15 protein-coding genes are annotated in these 17333 nt (G+C 68.3%); all 15 read right to left on the bottom strand.

Annotated elements, in window-relative coordinates:
- A partial coding sequence (locus tag VGD93_RS12275) for an FAD:protein FMN transferase (protein WP_395012441.1) occupies positions 1-366 on the bottom strand: 366 nt, incomplete at its 3' end.
- Entirely contained in the window at positions 356-2575 is a 2220-nt protein-coding gene (locus VGD93_RS12270) for a PepSY domain-containing protein (RefSeq protein ID WP_395012439.1), read from the bottom strand. The genes VGD93_RS12275 and VGD93_RS12270, both read right to left, overlap by 11 nt.
- 13 nt (positions 2576-2588) lie before the next feature.
- The gene (locus VGD93_RS12265) at positions 2589-3059 is read right to left on the bottom strand and encodes a DUF2271 domain-containing protein (protein ID WP_395012437.1); all 471 of its coding nucleotides are present in this window, start codon (positions 3057-3059) and stop codon (positions 2589-2591) included.
- Between the two features lie 117 nt (positions 3060-3176).
- Entirely contained in the window at positions 3177-5036 is a 1860-nt protein-coding gene (locus VGD93_RS12260) for an extracellular solute-binding protein (protein WP_395012435.1), read from the bottom strand.
- A gap of 62 nt (positions 5037-5098) precedes the next feature.
- Entirely contained in the window at positions 5099-6733 is a 1635-nt protein-coding gene (locus VGD93_RS12255) for an ABC transporter ATP-binding protein (protein WP_395012433.1), read from the bottom strand.
- A gap of 4 nt (positions 6734-6737) precedes the next feature.
- Complete coding sequence (locus VGD93_RS12250; protein WP_395012431.1) at positions 6738-7913, bottom strand: ABC transporter permease; 1176 nt, start codon at positions 7911-7913, stop codon at positions 6738-6740.
- Positions 7910-9019 carry a microcin C ABC transporter permease YejB gene (locus tag VGD93_RS12245; RefSeq protein ID WP_395012429.1) on the bottom strand — a complete coding sequence of 370 codons (1110 nt, stop codon included), beginning with the start codon at positions 9017-9019 and terminating at the stop codon, positions 7910-7912. Before VGD93_RS12245 ends, VGD93_RS12250 begins: the two co-directional genes overlap by 4 nt.
- 133 nt (positions 9020-9152) lie before the next feature.
- On the bottom strand, positions 9153-9410 hold the full coding sequence (locus tag VGD93_RS12240) for a hypothetical protein (RefSeq protein ID WP_395012427.1): 258 nt from the start codon (positions 9408-9410) through the stop codon (positions 9153-9155).
- A gap of 113 nt (positions 9411-9523) precedes the next feature.
- Positions 9524-10759 carry a class I SAM-dependent methyltransferase gene (locus tag VGD93_RS12235; protein WP_395012425.1) on the bottom strand — a complete coding sequence of 412 codons (1236 nt, stop codon included), beginning with the start codon at positions 10757-10759 and terminating at the stop codon, positions 9524-9526.
- 191 nt (positions 10760-10950) lie between these two features.
- The gene (gene recJ / locus VGD93_RS12230; RefSeq protein ID WP_395012423.1) at positions 10951-12747 is read right to left on the bottom strand and encodes a single-stranded-DNA-specific exonuclease RecJ; all 1797 of its coding nucleotides are present in this window, start codon (positions 12745-12747) and stop codon (positions 10951-10953) included.
- A gap of 99 nt (positions 12748-12846) precedes the next feature.
- Positions 12847-13314 carry a cupin domain-containing protein gene (locus tag VGD93_RS12225; RefSeq protein ID WP_395012421.1) on the bottom strand — a complete coding sequence of 156 codons (468 nt, stop codon included), beginning with the start codon at positions 13312-13314 and terminating at the stop codon, positions 12847-12849.
- Positions 13315-13396: 82 nt separating this feature from the next.
- Entirely contained in the window at positions 13397-13804 is a 408-nt protein-coding gene (locus VGD93_RS12220; RefSeq protein WP_395012419.1) for a hypothetical protein, read from the bottom strand.
- 94 nt (positions 13805-13898) lie between these two features.
- On the bottom strand, positions 13899-14882 hold the full coding sequence (gene glpX / locus VGD93_RS12215) for a class II fructose-bisphosphatase (protein ID WP_395012417.1): 984 nt from the start codon (positions 14880-14882) through the stop codon (positions 13899-13901).
- A gap of 31 nt (positions 14883-14913) precedes the next feature.
- The gene (locus VGD93_RS12210) at positions 14914-16254 is read right to left on the bottom strand and encodes a homoserine dehydrogenase (protein ID WP_395012443.1); all 1341 of its coding nucleotides are present in this window, start codon (positions 16252-16254) and stop codon (positions 14914-14916) included.
- Between the two features lie 237 nt (positions 16255-16491).
- A partial coding sequence (locus VGD93_RS12205; protein WP_395012415.1) for an aminotransferase class I/II-fold pyridoxal phosphate-dependent enzyme occupies positions 16492-17333 on the bottom strand: 842 nt, incomplete at its 5' end.

The following is a 17333-nucleotide window of genomic DNA, read 5'->3' as shown; positions in this document are numbered from 1 at the left end:
GGGCGCCGCCGCCGCGCCGGCCGGCCCGAACCCCCAGGCGGCAACAATGGCCCCCACCCCCGCGTCGAACGCGCCGCCGCTGTGCTCTTCCATCTCGATTGCCGCGGCGATGACCGCCAGCAACTCTTGCGGAAGGCCGACCCACTCTCCCACGTCTGCGCGGTTGAACCGGCACAAATCGGAGTCGGGCTTCCAGTTCGACATCTGTCTGTCGACGGCATCGACGCTCGCTTGCAACGCCGTTTCCACGGCGTGCAACGCGATGCCGGCCGGTGCGTGGAACACGGCCGTATAGCGCGTGCCCATGGTCGTGCCGCTGACGGCGTGGCGGACGGCCGGCGGCCCGCTTCGCGCGTCAGTAGACATCTTCGAGGTACCGTCCTGCCGCGCGCAGCGCACCGACATTGATGCCCAGCGGCGCGAGGCTGGCGTCGATGGCCGCCATCACGCCCTCGGCCATCTCCCTGCCACCGCACACCATGACGCGGGCACCCTGCAAGACGAGCGCACGTATCGCCTCGGCGTCGTCGCGGACCCGCTCCTGCACGTAGGCGCCGTCGCCGACGCGCGAGAAGGCCGTGACCACGCGGGTGAGCCGCCCGTCATCGACGCACTGGGCCAGGTTGTCCTCGTAGAGGTGGTCGGAGCCTGGATCGCGACCGCCCCAGTACAGGTGCATGGGCCGGCGCCGCAGATTGGCCCAGGCGAAACCGACGAGCGGCGCGATGCCGGTGCCGGCGCCGATCATGATCACCGGCTCGCGGCCCCGGCCGGGGCGGAACTCCGGATTGGGCCTGACGAACGCCTCGATGGTGTCCCCCGGCGCCAGCGCATGCAGGAATTCCGAGCACAGCCCGCCCTGCTGCTTGCGCACGCAGATCTCGAGGAAGCCCTCGCGCGCGCCCGACGCCAGCGAATAGTAGCGCGGCACGTCGCTTCCCGGCGGCAGGATGCCGACGAGATCGCCGGCCTCGAACTTGGCCAGGCCCCGGCGCCGGCCGAACCAGCGCCCGAGCCCGCCGCGTGGCATGTCGGGCAGCGAGAAGCGCAGCACCGCGGTCGGCGCCTGCACCTCCCAGCCATAGTCGACGCGCCCGCTCAGGGTGAGGGTAGTGGTACGAGGACGCGGCGGTGCGTAGTTCACCGCCAGCGGCGTGCCGATATGCGCCCCGAGTGCAGCGGCCCATTGCGCGAAACCTTGCGACGATTGCCGGTCGATGCTCTCCAGCGGCTGCACTTGCGCCCAGCCCCTCGCAGCGAGCGCTGCATCGACTTCGGCCGCGTAGCCGCAGAAATGGCGGAAACGCCGGTCGCCGAAGCCGAGCACGGCGTATTCGAACGCCGGCGGACCAGGCAGCTTGTCGAGACGGGCGAGGAAACGATTGGCGGAGGCCGGGGCGGTGCCGTCGCCATAGGTTGCGGCGAGGATCAGCATGCGCCGGGCGCGGCGAAAATCGGCCGAGAGCGCGTTCATCGGCGCCGCGTGCACCTTGTGCCCGGCAGCGGTGAGCGCGCCGTGCAGGGCCGCAGCAAACCCCCACGTCGAGTTGCCCTCGCTGCCGACGAGGATGACGGTGTCCGCTGCCGCCGGCGCGACGTTGCGTGGAATGCGGGGCATGCCGCGCCGCCGCTGCCACCAGATGACGACGCCGCTCGCCGCCATGGCTGGCACGCCCAGCGCCGTGAACCCCAGCAACAGCCCGAGCCACGCTGCCCCCTGCCCCGTGTGCAGCATGTAGAAGGTCTCGTAGACCGTCTGGGCGGCGCCGTTCGGAGTGAACGACAGCATTTCGCCGGTCGCCTGGTCGACGAACCCCTGGCCGGAGCGGGTCGTGATGGTGAAGACATCGGTCTCGTCCCCCGCTGCGGGGAAAACCAGCTCGCGCAGGTCTTCGAGCGGCGTAGCGACAAGGCCGGCGAGGCCCGCCACTGGCGCCGGCCGACCGCCGTCGGAAACGGGGAAGGCGGCGAAGCCGTCGGTGCCGTCCGGAAGGACCTCGAAGCTGACCAGCGACATATAGGCGCCGCTGATCGACGACAACAGCAGCCCGAGCACCACCACGCGCGCGAGTTCGACATGCAGGCGCTGGCCGAAGGTGCCGCGCGCCCGGCTGAACAGCCTGCGCCAGCCACCGAGCCGCGCCACCAGCAGCAGCACTCCGGACACCGACAGCACGAGGAGCGACGCTGCCGCGATGCCGGCGGTCGCGCGGCCGCCTGTGCCCAGGAACAGCGAGCGGTGCAACTCCGTGAAGAAGCCGAAGAACGCCGAGGGTTGGTAGGCGCCGGTGCTCGCCCCGGTTTTCGGGTCGATATAGTCGGCTCCCCGCCCGCCCGCTTGGGCATGGTAGACGATGACGGCACCCGACGCGGTCCGCACCATGCGGTCGGGTTCGGCGAAGTTGTCGGCCACGGCCGCGGCCACCTGCGCCACGCTGATGGTATCCGTTGCTGCAGGGCCGGCCCGCCATTGCTGCAGGACGGGGTCGAGCGCCAGCACCGCGCCAGTCACCGCCATGAAGGCGACGAGGAGCGCGGCGATCACGCCGGGAAGGGAGTGCAGGCGGCGAAGCATGGCCGGGCCGCCGTCACATGGAAACGGTCAGGTTGTCGACATAGCCGGGGCCGCTGACCGGCACGCCCGATTGCTGCTGCTCGAGCGGCACGACGATCTCGGCGGCATACTCGCCCGCCTCCTCGACGGCGCTGTCCACCCGTATCTGGTAGCCCGCATCGATCAGCGCGTCGGCGATGTTGGCCTTGACCGTGAGGGTCTGGCCCGAGCCGACGCTGGCCCCGGTAATGCCGTCGATGCTGCCGCCGGCGGCGGCGATGCCGCGCACCCAGTCACGCAAATGCCGGTAATACTTGACCTTGCCGCCCGCCACCCACAGCGTCGAGTGATAGGCGCCGGCCGCGTCGGTGACGTAGATGGCGAGATAGGCCCCGGGGCCGTTGTACCGTGCCATCTGCGCGGTCACGGTGATGTCCCTGGCAAGGGCGATCTCCGGTGCGACGATCGCGGTTGCGAGCATCAGGGCGGCGGCAAGCTTGTGCATGGTCTTTGTCCCGTTCCGTATTCGACGGGAACACCAAGAACAGCCGAAACTGACGGCAGGCTGAAACCGCCGCCGATCGTCCGTCAGCTTCGCGTAAGCTTGTCCGCGGCCGGAGCCTTATTGCGTGCGCGGCGCGCCGGTCCTGGCTACCTTCGCCTCGTCCCACCACCAGATCGTCGGGAAGCCGATGCTGAACTCGGGCAGCGGGTCGGGGTGACCGAAACGATCCCACCGTGCCACGCGCGAGTTGAGCAGCGTGTAGGAGGGCACCACGTAGTGATGCGCCATGAGCACGCGGTCCAGCGCCCGCGTGGCCGCCTCGAGGGTCTCGCGGTCGTCGGCGAAGATCACCTTGTCGATCAGCGCGTCGACGCCCGGATCGGCGATGCCGGCATAGTTCTGGGAGCCCGGGTCATCGGCCGACGCGGAGCCGAAGAAATAGCGCTGCTCGTTGCCCGGCGACATCGACTGACCCCAGCGCTCGTAGACCATGTCGTAGTCGAAGGACCGCAGCCGATTGACGTATTGCGAAGAATCCACCGTCCGGATGGTCGCCGCGATGCCGACACTCTGCAGGTTCTTCTGGAAGGACAGCACCATCGGCTCGAGCGCCGGGTTGTCGAGCAGGATTTCGAAGCCGAGCTGTTCCCCCGCCCCGTTGACGAGGCGGCTGCCGTCGAGCCGGTAGCCGGCCTCCCCCAGCAGCCGCAGGGCTTCACGCAGGTTGGCACGCAGCTTCTGGGCGTCGCCGCCGACCGGGTTGGCATACTCGCTGGTGAAGACGCTCGCCGGCACCTTGTCGCGCACCGACTCGAGGATGGCCAGCTCTTCGCCCTGCGGCAGGCCCTTCCAGCGCAGATCGTCGAGCCCGAAGAAGTAGGAGTCGATGCGCTCGTACTGGCCGAAGAACAGTGTCCGGTTCAGTTCCTCGAAATCGAAGGCGTAGTTCAGCGCCTCGCGCACGCGCTCGTCCTGGAAGATCTCCCGGCGCAGGTTGGGCACGAAGCCGAACATCACGCCCGAGCCGTTGTAGGTCTGCGGGAACAATTCGCGGACCACGCGCCCGTCCCTGGCGGCAGGAAAGTCGTAGGCATTGGCCCAGCGCCGGGCGAGGTTCTCCACCCAGAAGTCGAACTGGTCGCCCTTGAACGCCTCGAACATCACGTCGGTATCGAGATACATCTCGTAGCGGATGGTCTCGAAATTGTTGTGACCCACCTGCGTCGGATGGTCGATTCCCCAATAGTCCGGCACGCGCTCGTAGGTCACGGTCTTGCCCGCCTCGAACGCGGCGAGCCGGTACGGACCCGACCCGAGCGGCGGCTCCAGCGTCGGCGCAGAGATGTCGCGCTTCTTGCCCGCGGCGTCGGTTCCCTCCCACCAGTGCATGGGAAGCACGAGCACCTGGCCGAGGATCTTGGGCAACTCGCGGTTGCCGGTGGTGTCGAAGGTGAACGTCACCTCGCCCGGCGCCGTTTCCTCGACGCTCGTGACGTTGGCGTAATACTGGGCCTGGTTGGGATTGAGCTCCTTGGCCTTCTCGAACGACCAGATGACGTCGGCGGCGGTCACCTGCTGCCCGTCATGCCACTTCGCATCCGGGTTCATGCGGAACGTCGCCGACGAGAAATCGTCCGGATAGCTCACCGCTTCGGCCAGCAGGCCGTAGTCGGTCAGCGCCTCGTCCTGGGAGGCGGTCATCAGGGTCTCGTAGATGAGGCCCATCCCAGGCGCCGCGTCGCCCTGCGTCGGCAGAACGTTGAACGTATCGAAGGTCCCCATGGCGCCCAGCCGTACCGTACCGCCCTTGGGAGCGTCCGGATTCACATAGTCGAAGTGCTTGAAACCTTCGGGATATTTGGGGTCCCCGATGAAGGACAGCCCGTGATGCCAGACCCGTTCCTGTGCCAGCGCCGGCGCCGCCAGCGCCAGCAGGGCCGCACCGGCCAATACCATGCCCCTGAGCATCGCGTGCATCGTCGTGCCTCCCGTTCTGCCTGCCGGTTGCCCGGCGATCCGGTTCCGTCCGCCGGCATCGATCATGTCGGAATTTCCCTGTCGGCGGAAGCGCCCGGCAGCGCCTCGATGTCGAAGGCCGCCGCCATCAGGGCCCTGGTGTAGTCCTGCCGCGGGTTGGCGAACACCGCGGCGGCGGGCCCCTGCTCCACGATGCGCCCAGCCCGCAGAACGATCACGTCGTTGGCAAGCGCCCGCACCACTTTCAAATCGTGCGAGATGAAGATGTAGGACAGGCCGTTGGCCCGCTGCAGCGCGCGCAGCAGGTCCACCACCTGCGCCTGCACGCTCATGTCGAGTGCCGAGGTCGGCTCGTCCAGCACCAGCAGCTTCGGCTCGAGCACCATCGCGCGGGCAATGGCGATGCGCTGGCGCTGTCCGCCGGAGAACTCGTGCGGATAGCGGAAGCGGGTCTGCGGATCGAGCCCGACCTGGGTGAGCGCGCGCATCACGCGCTCATCCAGTTCGTGCGCTGGCAGGCGGCGGTTGTGGACCTTCAATCCCTCGGCGACGATGTCGCCCACCGCCATGCGCGGGCTCAATGCACCGTACGGGTCCTGGAAGACGATCTGCATGTGCCGCCGCAGCGGCCGCAGCGCCTTGCCGGCAAGCCCGTTTATGTCGCGGCCGAGAAAGGCGATGCGCCCGCTCGACGGGATCAGCCGCAGCACGGCGAGGCCCAGCGTCGACTTGCCCGATCCGGACTCCCCGACGATCCCCAGCGTCTCGCCTTCCCGCACCGCGATGCTGACGCCATCGACCGCCTTGACGTGGCCGACGGTACGCCGCAGCACGCCGCGCCGGATCGGAAACCACACCTTGACGTCGTCGGCCCTGACGACGAGCGGAGCGCCGGCCCGGGTCGCCGGCGGCTCGCCCTTGGGCTCGGCGGCCAGCAAATGCCGCGTGTATTCGTGTCGGGGATCGGCGAACAGCGCCGTCGTGGGGCCCCGCTCGACGATCTCGCCTTGCGTCATGACGAAGGTCGTTGCCGCCATCTTGCGGACGATCCCGAGATTGTGGGTGATGAACAGCATGGCCATGCCGAGCCGCGCCTGCAGCGCCCGCAGCAGGTCGAGGATCTGCGCCTGCACGGTGACGTCGAGGGCGGTCGTCGGCTCGTCGGCGATCAGCAGGTCCGGTTCGCCGGCCAGCGCCATGGCGATCATCACCCGCTGGCGCTGCCCGCCCGAGAGCTGGTGCGGATAGGCGCCGAGCCGCGTCGCCGGATCGTCGATCCCGACCTGCCCGAGCAGGTCCACGACCCTCGCCCGCGCCTCCCGACGGCCGAGGCCGCGATGCACGAGGAGCACCTCGCTCACCTGCCGCTCGATGGTATGGAGCGGGTTGAGCGAGGTCATCGGCTCCTGGAAGATCATCGAGATGTCGGCGCCGCGCAGGGCCCGCAACTCCGCCTCCGGCGCGCCAAGCACGGGCGTGCCGCGGAACCGCACGTCCCCCCTGGCAGAGCCGCCCGGCGGCAGCAGGCCGAGGATGGACAGCGCCGTCACCGACTTGCCCGAGCCGGACTCCCCGACCAGCGCCACCGTCTCGCCCGCCTCGATGTCGAAGGAGACGCCGCGTACCGCAGGGACCGCGCCCTCGCGCAGGCGGAAGTCGACGTGCAGATCGCGGACGGACAGGAGCGGCTCGCCCATCGCCTCACCCGAACGTCTTGCGCGGGTCGAGCGCATCGCGCACCGCCTCGCCGATGAAGACGAGCAGGCCGAGGATCAGCGAAATCACCACGAAGCCGGAGAGAGCCAGCCATGGCGCCTGCAAATTGTTCTTGCCCTGCGCCAGCAGTTCGCCGAGCGAGGGCGAGCCCGGCGGCAGGCCAAAGCCCAGAAAATCCAGCGCCGTCAGCGTCGTCACCGAGCCGCCGAGGATGAACGGCATGAAGGTCAGCGTCGCCACCATGGCGTTGGGCAGCATGTGGCGGAAGATGATGGTGGCGTTGCCGACGCCCAGGGCGCGGGCAGCCGTGATGTACTCGAAATTGCGCGTGCGCAGGAACTCCGCCCGCACCACGCCCACGAGGTCCACCCAGGAGAACAGCAGCAGGATGCCGAGCAGCAGCCAGAAGCTCGGCACCAGCACGCTGGAGATGATGAGCAGCAGATAGAGGCTCGGTATCGAGGTCCAGATTTCGATGAAGCGCTGGAACAGGAGATCGGTCCAACCGCCGAAATAGCCCTGCACCGCGCCCGCCGTGATGCCGACGGCCGAGGAGACGACGGTGAGCGCCAGCCCGAACAGCACCGAGATGCGGAAGCCGTAGATGAGCCGGGCGAGCACGTCGCGGCCCTGGTCGTCGGTGCCCAGCCAGTGGAAATTGCCGAGCGTGCAGTTGGGGTCGTCGGCGCCGAGCGGCAGGCGCGCGCAGCGCTCGGCCGCGGGCAGCAGCCAGGAGGGCGGGGACACCGCCGCGCCGGGCAGCGCGTCGTCCACGGTGCGATAGGAGAAGCGGATGGGCGGCCACAGCATCCAGCCGTTGCCGTTGATCTCGTCGGCGATGAAGGGGTCGCGATACGCCGTCACCGCGAGGAAACCGCCGAACTTGGTCTCGGGGTAGTCAACCACCGCGGGAAACAGCAGTTCGCCCTTGTAGGACGCCAGCAGCGGCCGGTCATTGGCGATGAACTCGGCCACAAGCGTGACGGCGAACAGCGCCACGAACAGCCACAGCGAGACATAGCCGCGGCGGTTGCGGCGGAACGCCTCCCAGCGGCGTTCATTGAGTGGCGACAGCCGGGCCCCGCTGCGCCTTCCGTCGGCCGGCTCGCAGACGATGCGGCCCGCCCCCCAGCCGGCAGGAAGAACGAGAGCGGGCGTCATCCCGCCCGGCTCTCGAAATCGATGCGCGGGTCGATCCACATATAGGTGAGGTCGGAGATCAGGCCCAGCACGAGGCCGACCAGCGAGAACACATAGAGGCTCGCGAACATCACCGGGTAGTCGCGCTCGACCACGGCGTTGAAGCCGAGCAGGCCCAGCCCATCCAGCGAGAAGATGGTCTCGATCAGCAGCGAGCCGCCGAAGAAGGCGCCGACGAAGGCACCCGGAAAGCCGGCGATCACCAGCAGCATGGCATTGCGGAACACGTGTCCGTACAGGATCCGGTTCTCCGTGAGCCCCTTGGCCCGGGCCGTCACCACATATTGCTTGCGGATCTCGTCGAGGAACGAGTTCTTGATCAGCAGCGTCGAGGTGGCGAACGCCCCCACCGCCATGGAGGCGATCGGCAGCGTGATGTGCCACAGATAGTCGAGGATCTGCTGCCACCAGGGCATCTGCGCGAAGCCCGAAGAGGTCAGCCCGCGCAGCGGGAAGATGCTCCAGAAGCTGCCGCCGGCAAACAGCACGATCAGCAGGATCGCCAGCAGGAATCCCGGCACCGCGTAGCCCACGATGATGGCCGTCGAACTCCACACATCGAAGCGGGAGCCGTCGCGGACGGCCTTGGCGATGCCGAGGGGGATGGAAATGCCGTAGCTCAGCAGCGTCATCCACAGCCCGAGCGTGATGGACACCGGCATCTTCTCGATGACGAGATCGACCACCGGCCGGCCCTTGAAGTAACTGTTGCCGAAATCGAAGCGCGCGTAGTTCCACAGCATGGTGAAGAAGCGCTCGAGCGGTGGCTTGTCGAAGCCGAATTGCCGCTCCAGTTGTGCCACGTATTGCGGGCTGAGACCGCGGGCGCCACGGTACTGCGAGGGCAGCGCGCCCTGGTCGCCTCCCTGCCCCTGCGGTGCCGCCGCCTCACCGCCGGCCGTGCCGGAGACCCGCGCCGTCGCCGCCACCGCCGTGCCGCTCAGCTCGGCAATGGCCTGCTCGACAGGCCCGCCCGGTGCAAACTGCACCACGAGGAACGAAACCGCCATGATCCCGAACAGCGTCGGGATCATCAGCAGCAGGCGTCTGAGAATATAGGCGCCCATGGGGACTCCGCATGCGCGGCAGCCGGATGCTCCGACGCGTCGCGCGCCGCGATGGTAGCAGACACAGGCATAAACGGAAGTTCACGTGCGGGAGTTGCGGGCCGCAGTCGGCACGCCACCGCCGGGCGACGCGCTACTCGGCCGCGCGCGAGGCGGAGGGCACGTAGCCCGGCTGTGCCTGCACGGCGCTGGTCCAGGCCACCCTGTAGTGTCCCTCGTCGTCGGGCACCAGGACCTCGCTCTCGCGTCCCGAATGGGCCGAAAGCCGCGCCAGGGCCGTGGCCTCCTCGGTGGCCACCTGTCGCGTGGCAAACGGGCCATGCGCCTTGCCCTCGATGTCGACCCACCAGCTGTCCCGGCTCAGGATCACAACGAAGAGCACCGTAGCCATAACAATACCTTTGCACAGCAATGGTCCTGACTAGCACCGAACACGCGGCAGCGGTTCCAGCAGGACGGTTTACACACAGACTTCTGGCCGCGACGGCCAACTCCTCGGGAGGATCAGGCCGGCTTGCGGTACTGGTAGATGCCGACATCGATCGAGCCTTCGAGAAAGCCCGCTTCGCAATAGCACAGATAGTATTCCCATTTGCGACGAAAATTCTCGTCGTAGCCGAGCCGCGCGATCTCCGACCGGCGCTCGACGAAGCGGTCGCGCCACAAGCGCAGCGTCCTCGCATAGGAGAGCCGGAAATTCTCCACCTTTTCCAGCACGAGGCCCACCCGTTCGGCCTGCTCGCGCATCGCCGCCTTGGTGAGCAGCATGCCGCCCGGGAAGATGTAGCGCTGGATGAAATCCGGCGTGCTGCGATACGCCTCGAAATCGGCCTCGTCGATGGTGATGGCCTGGATGGCGGCGGTCCCGCCAGGCTTCAGTCGGTCGTGCACCGCCTGGAAATAGGCGGGCCAGTGGGCCTCGCCCACGGCCTCGATCATCTCGATCGAGGCCACGTGATCGAACTCGCCCCGGGTGTCGCGGTAGTCCTCGAAATGCAGGCTCGCGCGCTTGTCCAGCCCCTGGCGCGCCAGCCGCTCGCGGCCAAAGCTGAGCTGTTCCTTCGATAGCGTGATGCCGCGCAGCACCGCCTCGTAGTCGCGCGCGACGGTTTCGGCGAAGCCGCCCCAGCCGCAGCCGATCTCCAGCACCGTTTCACCGGCCTTGACGCCGGCCAGGTCGGCGACACGATGGTACTTCGCCCGCTGTGCCTCCTCGAGCGACTGCGTGTCGGAGGCAAACAGTGCCGAGGAATAGGTCATCGAGGGATCGAGCCATTCCGCATAGAAGTCGTTGCCGAGGTCGTAATGCTCGGAAATGTTCTTCTTGGCGCCTTCCCTCGAGTTGTGGCGCGACAGGTGATAGGCGACGTCCTGCGCGGCCTTGCCGTACCAGCTGCGCCCGGGGCTGTCGAGGACGTCGCGGTTCTGCAGGAAATAGCGGAACAGCGCGGTCAGGTCCTCGATCTCGACGTCGCCGTCCATATAGGCCTGCGCGAAGCCGACCGTACCGCGACGCAGCGTCTTGGAAACGGCCTTGAAATTGTTCAACACCAGCACGGCGTGCTCGCCGGTCGCCGGGTCGCCGAAGGTCCTCGTCCTGCCATTGGGAAAGGTGATGGTTACCGCGCCGCGCCTGGGCCGGCCGATAAGCCGGCGTCCGAGCCACGCCGCCAGCCCCGACAACAGATTGGTCCACGCCGTCGGGGACGCAACTTCGCTCTCTACCGCAAGCTTGTCCATCAACCTAGAGTTCCAGATATGAGACGTCTGCCCGGAAGCGCCCGACTTGGCCGGTGCGCCCGAATGCCCCTTTGGCGCCCGCCCTACCCCCTCGCTGGCAAGCACTTTAGCTGCAAGAAGTGGTTATGCAAGGGCCGTTTTCAAGCCCTTTAGCCCCTAACTCGTTGCCCTGCCTCACGCTTTGGTGAAGGCTAGCGTGCGGCCGGCAACGCCGCGTCGATGACCCTCACCTGCACCTCCTCGCGGCCCTGCCAGTGATCGAGGCTCAGGCTGCCGGCCACGTGCATCCGCGTCTCGTTGCCGGCACCGAGCAGCGCCTGCCCCAGCGGCGCCGCGGCGGCACGGAAGGCGATGGCCTTGAGCCGCGCCCCGTCTTCCGACGTCAGGGTGAAACGCACGTGTCCGCCGGCGCCCACGATCTCGGCGAACCTGGCGCGGTGCGCCGGAAAGGCAAACACCGGCTGCGGATTGCCGGCACCGAAAGGGCCGGCCCGCTCGATCTCGCGGTAGAGATCGGGGGTGGCGCCGCGGGCGGTGATGGCCGCATCGATCTTGAGCGCGGTGGCGGCCCGCGCGATGGCTACGGCCGGCCCCAGCATCTGCGTAAGATGCGCACGGAACGGGCCGATCTGGCCGGGCCCGAGGGTGACGCCCGCGGCCATGGCATGGCCGCCGCCTTTGGCCGCCAGCCCCTGGTCGACGGCGGCGATCACGGCCGAGCCGAGATCGACGCCCGGCATGGAGCGGCCCGATCCCGTGCCGGTCCCGTCACGCCCGAGGCAAATGGCGAATGCCGGTCGGTCGAAACGTTCGCGCAGCCGCGCCGCCACGAGCCCGGCGACGCCGGGATGCCAGTTGGCCGAGGCCAGCACCAGTATCGGCGGTCCCTCGCCGCCGCCGATCTCGGCCTCGGCGGCGCGGGTCGCCTCCTCCACCGCCTCCACCTCGATGCGCTGGCGTTCGCCGTTCAACTCATTGAGTTGAGCGGCGATGACCAGCGCCTGGTGTTCGTCGTCGAGCGACAGCAGCCGCGCCCCCAGCGCCGCGTCGCCGATGCGGCCGCCGGCATTGATGCGCGGGCCGACGAGATATCCCAGGTGATAGGTATTGAGCGGCCCGCTGACACGCGCCGCCAGGGCCAGCGCGGCGATACCGCGGTTCTTCTGCTGGCGCGCGACATCAAGGCCGCGCAGGACAAAGGCGCGGTTCAGCGTCTTGAGCGGGACGACGTCGCACACCGTGGCGAGCCCGACGAGGTCGATCAGGCCCATCAGGTCCGGCAGGCCGGTATCGCCGCGCTGGCGCAGCAGGCGGTTGGTGGCGACCAGCGCCATGAAGGTGACCCCGGCGGCGCAGAGGTAACCGAGGCCGGAGACATCGTCCGGCCGGTTGGGGTTGACCAGCGCGGTCGGCCTGGGCAGTTCGGCGTCGGACAGATGGTGGTCGATGACAAGAACGTCGGCGCCGCGCCCCAGCGCGTGCGCGATGGGATCGTCGCTGACCGTGCCGCAATCGAGGGTGATGATGAGCGTCGCGCCGCCGTCGATCAGCCTGTCGATGGCGGGGATGTTGGGGCCGTAGCCCTCGAAGATGCGGTCGGGGATATGGACCTGCGGCTCGATGCCGAAAGACCGCAAATAGCGGGTCATCAGGGCGCAGGAACACGCCCCGTCGACATCGTAGTCCCCGAACAGCGCCACCCGTTCGTTGTTGGTGATGGCGGCCGCGAGGCGCGCCGCCAGCACGTCCATGTCCGCCAGCGTCGACGGGTCCGGCATCAGGTCCCGCACCGTCGGCACCAGGAACGTGTCGGCCTCCTCGACGCCCACGCCCCGCCCGGCGACGATGCGTGCGAGAATCTCCGACAGGCCGGTGCGCTGGCCGATCGTCGCCGCGGCCCGCGCCGCGCCGAAGTCGAGCCTGTCCGTCCAGGCGCGTCCCGTCACGGACCTGTCGACGTCGAGAAAGAAGCCCTGCTGATCGCCCATGGGCGTCGAGTAAACGATAACCCCGGTCCGGGTCGAGACCCAAGGCGCGGATTTCCCGCCCGAGCGGCGGGGACGGATGCCGCCCGGTCGCCCCGGATCCTATGCGCCGAGCGGCGGGCCCACCACGTCCATGCCGTGCTGCCGGCTCAGCTCCTTGAACTCCCGTGACAGCGGGTCGAGCAGTTCGGCAGCGAAGAATGCCTCCATCGTCCCGGCGGGCTGGAAGGCGATCATCATCCGCGCCGTCTCGGTCATGCTGCGGAAGGCGTGCGGCACCCCGCGCGGCCCGAGGATGGAGTCGCCGGCCTGCAGGACAAGCGTCTCATTACCTACCTGGAACTTGAACTCGCCTTCGAGGATGAGGAACCATTCATCCTGGGCGAAATGCACGTGCTGGGGCGGTCCCCCCGGCCTGAAGCGATAAGTGTCGTAGATGCACAGGGCCCCGTTCGTGTCTCTCGCCGAGACCTTGCACGTGAACCGCCCGTTGAGGAACTCCCGTGGCGCCCCGAAGCGATCCTCGCCCGCGCGCACGGCGGGAGGCAGTCGGGCAGTTCCGTCAGCCATGATCCGGCCCTCCCGTGCCCCGCTGACGGCAGGGACGCCGCCCCTGGAAACCCCTCCATACTACACGGTGGGCGCAGCGCCGTCAGTAGGTGCAGAGCCGGGGCAGCCCGTCACGTCCCAGATAGGTGTCGCTTGCCGGCTCGTAGCTGGCGTGCATCTGCTGGCAGCGCAACTGGTGCTCGACGATCGACTCCCCGTTCGCCTCGATCACGTCGGCGCGGACCATGTTGACGGCAGGCGTGGATACGGTGAACAGCTGCGCGTCCAGCGCCGCTTCGCCAGGATCGAAGTTCCCGGTGATGTCAAGGACGTCGAGCTGTGGGTCGAACAGCCGGCTGGGCAAGGCATACCGGCCGGCCGGCACCCTGATGGGGGCGATCACGCCCGGCTCGGTGACGACGATCCTGAGCGGTTGCGCGACGGCCAGTGATGCCGTGGCCATGACGAAGAGGGCGGCAACGCCGCCGGTGGCGGAAACAAGTTTGCTCATGGGCGTTCTCCTGTTCCGCGCGCACAACGCGCAAACGCCCGCTGCGGTTTCGGCCGGGCCCCGCCGCCCGGCCCTGCCCCGCCCTGCAGGTGGCTTAGCGCCGGTGCTCCGCCCGGATCCAGCGCACGGTGCGCGACCACGAGCGCATCACCACCGTCGAGGTCTGGATCGAGTTCTTGCGCAGGCGCACGCCGCCCAGCAGCGTGCCCTCGGTCACCCCGGTGGCGGCGAACAGGACGTCGCCCGAGGCCAGTTCGTTGACGGTGTATTTCTTGTTGGGGTCGGAGATGCCCATGCGGGCCGCCCGCTCGCGCTTCTCGGGGGTATCGAGGATCAGCCGCCCCTGGATCTGGCCGCCCACGCAGCGCAGCGCCGCGGCGGCGAGCACGCCCTCCGGCGCACCACCCGAGCCGAGATAGATGTCAATGCCCGATTCCTCGGGATTGGTGGTATGGATCACGCCGGCGATATCGCCGTCGCCGATCAGCTTCACCGGAATCCCGGCCACCCGCAGTTCCTCGATCAGCGCCGCGTGGCGCGGCCGGTCCAGCACGCAGGCGGTGATTTCCTTGAACGGTACGCCCTTGGCGTCGGCCAGCGACTTGACGTTGTCCGTCGCCGTCCAGTCGAGGTCGACCGTTCCCGGCGGATAGTGCCCGCCGATGGCGATCTTCTGCATGTAGACGTCGGGGGCGTTCAGCAGCCCGCCGCGCTCCGCCATGGCGAGGACGCAGATGGAATCCTGCTGGTTCTTGGCGCACAGCGTCGTGCCTTCGAGCGGGTCGACGGCGATGTCGACCTCGGGCCCGTCGCCGGCGCCGACTTCCTCGCCGATATACAGCATCGGGGCCTCGTCGCGCTCGCCCTCGCCAATGACGATGCGGCCGGTGATGTGCACGCGCTCGAGTTCGGCCCGCATCGCCGCCACGGCGGCGGCGTCGGCCGCCTTTTCGTCGCCCTTGCCGCGCCAGGCGGCGGCGGCGATGGCGGCGCGTTCGGTGACGCGGACCAGCTCCAGCGTGAAGCTGCGGTCGAGCACCGCGGGCCGCTTCGATTCGTCGATCGTCGACAGTTTCATTCTGGCTCCCTGCTCCACGCCGGGAGCGTCATTACAGCGTTTCGATGCGGATGAGCTGCGGTTCGCCGACTATGAATCCGTCGCCGGCGATCTGCGCAAGCGCCTCGCGCACCGTGGCCTCCATCGTGGAATGCGTCAGCAGCACGACCGTCCTGGTCTGCACCCCGTCCGACTGCGCGTCCGTAACACGCAAGTCCGGCCGCTGGATGACACTCTCGAGCGAGATCTCTGCCGCACCCATGCGAGAAGCAATAGCGGCAAGCGCCCCGGGAATATCCTTGGCATTTAGTCGGATATAATAGCCGCCTTCATGCGCCCGCATGGGTGCCTGGCGGTAGGGCGTCAGTTCCTGGCTCGGCACGCCGAGCGGCGGCACCTTCGTGCCCCGGGCGATGTCGAGAATATCCGAGAGCACCGACGATGCGGTCGGCGGGCCGCCGGCGCCCGGCCCCGCCAGCAGCAGTTCGTGGACATGGTCTGTCTCCAGCGCCACCGCGTTGAGCACGCCGTCGACGCCGGCGATGGCCGAGGTCTTGGGGACGAGCGTCGGGTGCACGCGCTGCTCGATGCCGTCGGCGGAGCGCTGCGCCACGCCCAGCAGCTTGATCTTGTAGCCGAGGTCGCCGGCCACCTTGATGTCGGCCTGCGTGATTCTGGTGATACCCTCGACGAACACCTCGTCCGGGGCGATCTCGCAGCCGAAGCACAGGCTGGTGAGGATGGCGAGCTTGTGGGCCGTGTCGTAGCCCTCGACGTCGAACGTCGGATCGGCCTCGGCATAGCCCAGCTTCTGCGCGTCGGCGAGGCACGCCTCGAACGAGATGCCCTCTTCGCCCATGCGCGTGAGGATGTAGTTGCAGGTGCCGTTCATGATGCCGTAGACGCGCTCGATGCGGGCCGTGCCCAGCCCCTCGCGAAGCGTCTTGATCACCGGGATGCCGCCGGCGACCGCTGCCTCGAAGCCGAGCTGGGCGCCCGATTCCTCGGCCAGCCTGGCCAGCGCCACCCCGTGCCGGGCGAGCAGCGCCTTGTTGGCCGTCACCACCGGCCGGCCGATATCGAGCGCCGCCTTGATCGCCGCCAGCGCCGGGCCATCCTCGCCGCCGATCAGTTCGACGAACAGGTCGATGTCGTCGGCCTTGGCCAGCGCCACAGGGTCGTCGAACCATCTGAGCCCGCTCAGATCGATGCCGCGATCGCGCGAGCGCGAGCGGGCGCTGACGGCGGTCACCACGATGGAGCGGCCGACCTTGCGGGTCAGCGCCTCGCTGTCCTTGAGCAGGATCTTGACCAGTGTCGCGCCGACATTGCCCAGCCCCGCCACGCCGATCCTGAGCGGCGCCTCCGCCGTCGATTCCGAGAACTCCTGCATCGCCTTGAGGATGCGGTTGCGCGTATCCGAGCGCGGCTCGCGGCCCTCGCGCAGGTCGAAGACGAACAGCGGATCGCCGGCGATCGCCCGCCCGAAGCGGGTGGGCGTCCAGCCGTGGGCGGCGATGAAGGCTTCGACGGACTGGCGGAAAGACTGGATGTCGCTCATCGGGTACTCCTGCGAGCGACACCTATGGATAGGAAGTGGCCTATCAGTCAATAGGAGTGAGGCCGCACCTCACTTCCCGACTGCCAGCGGCACGACATTGCCGCGGCTGGGCGCACCGGCGAGGAACTTCTTGATGTTGCGGGCGGCCTGCCGGATGCGCTGCTCGTTCTCGACCAGCGCCAGGCGGACATACTGGTCGCCATACTCGCCGAAGCCGACGCCGGGGGCGACGGCGACGCCGGTCTCCTGGATCAGCAGCTTGGCGAATTCGAGCGAGCCGAGGTCGGCATACTGGTCCGGGATGGGCGACCACACGAACATCGTCGCCTTCGGCGACGGGATCGGCCAGCCGGCCCGGGCGAAGCTTTCGACCATCACGTCGCGGCGGGTACGGTAGACCCTGCGCACCTCCTCGATGACCTCGTCCGAACCGTTGAGGGCGGCAGCGGCAGCGACCTGGATGGGGGTGAAGGCGCCATAGTCGAGATAGGACTTGACCCGCGTCAGCGCCGCGATCAGCCGCTCGTTGCCGACGGCGAAGCCGACGCGCCAGCCCGGCATCGAGTAGGTCTTGCTCATCGAGGTGAACTCGACGGCGATGTCGATCGCGCCCGGCACCTCCAGCACCGAAGGCGGCACCTCATCGTCGAAATAGATCTCGGCATAGGCGAGGTCGGACAGGATGAAGATGTCGTGCTCGCGGCAGTACCTCACGACCTCCTTGTAGAAGTCGAGCGAGGCCGTGTAGGCGGTCGGGTTGGCCGGATAGTTGAGGATCAGCGCGATCGGCTTGGGGATGGAGTGGCGGACGGCGCGGTCGAGCGCGCGCATGAAATCCTCGCTCGGCTCGGCCGGCATGGAGCGCACGACGCCGCCGCTCATGATGAAACCGAAGGAGTGGATCGGATAGG

Origin of the sequence: Devosia sp., assembly GCF_036406155.1 — a bacterium.
GTDB lineage: Bacteria > Pseudomonadota > Alphaproteobacteria > Rhizobiales > Devosiaceae > Devosia_A.
This window is presented reverse-complemented; position numbering and strand designations above follow the sequence as displayed.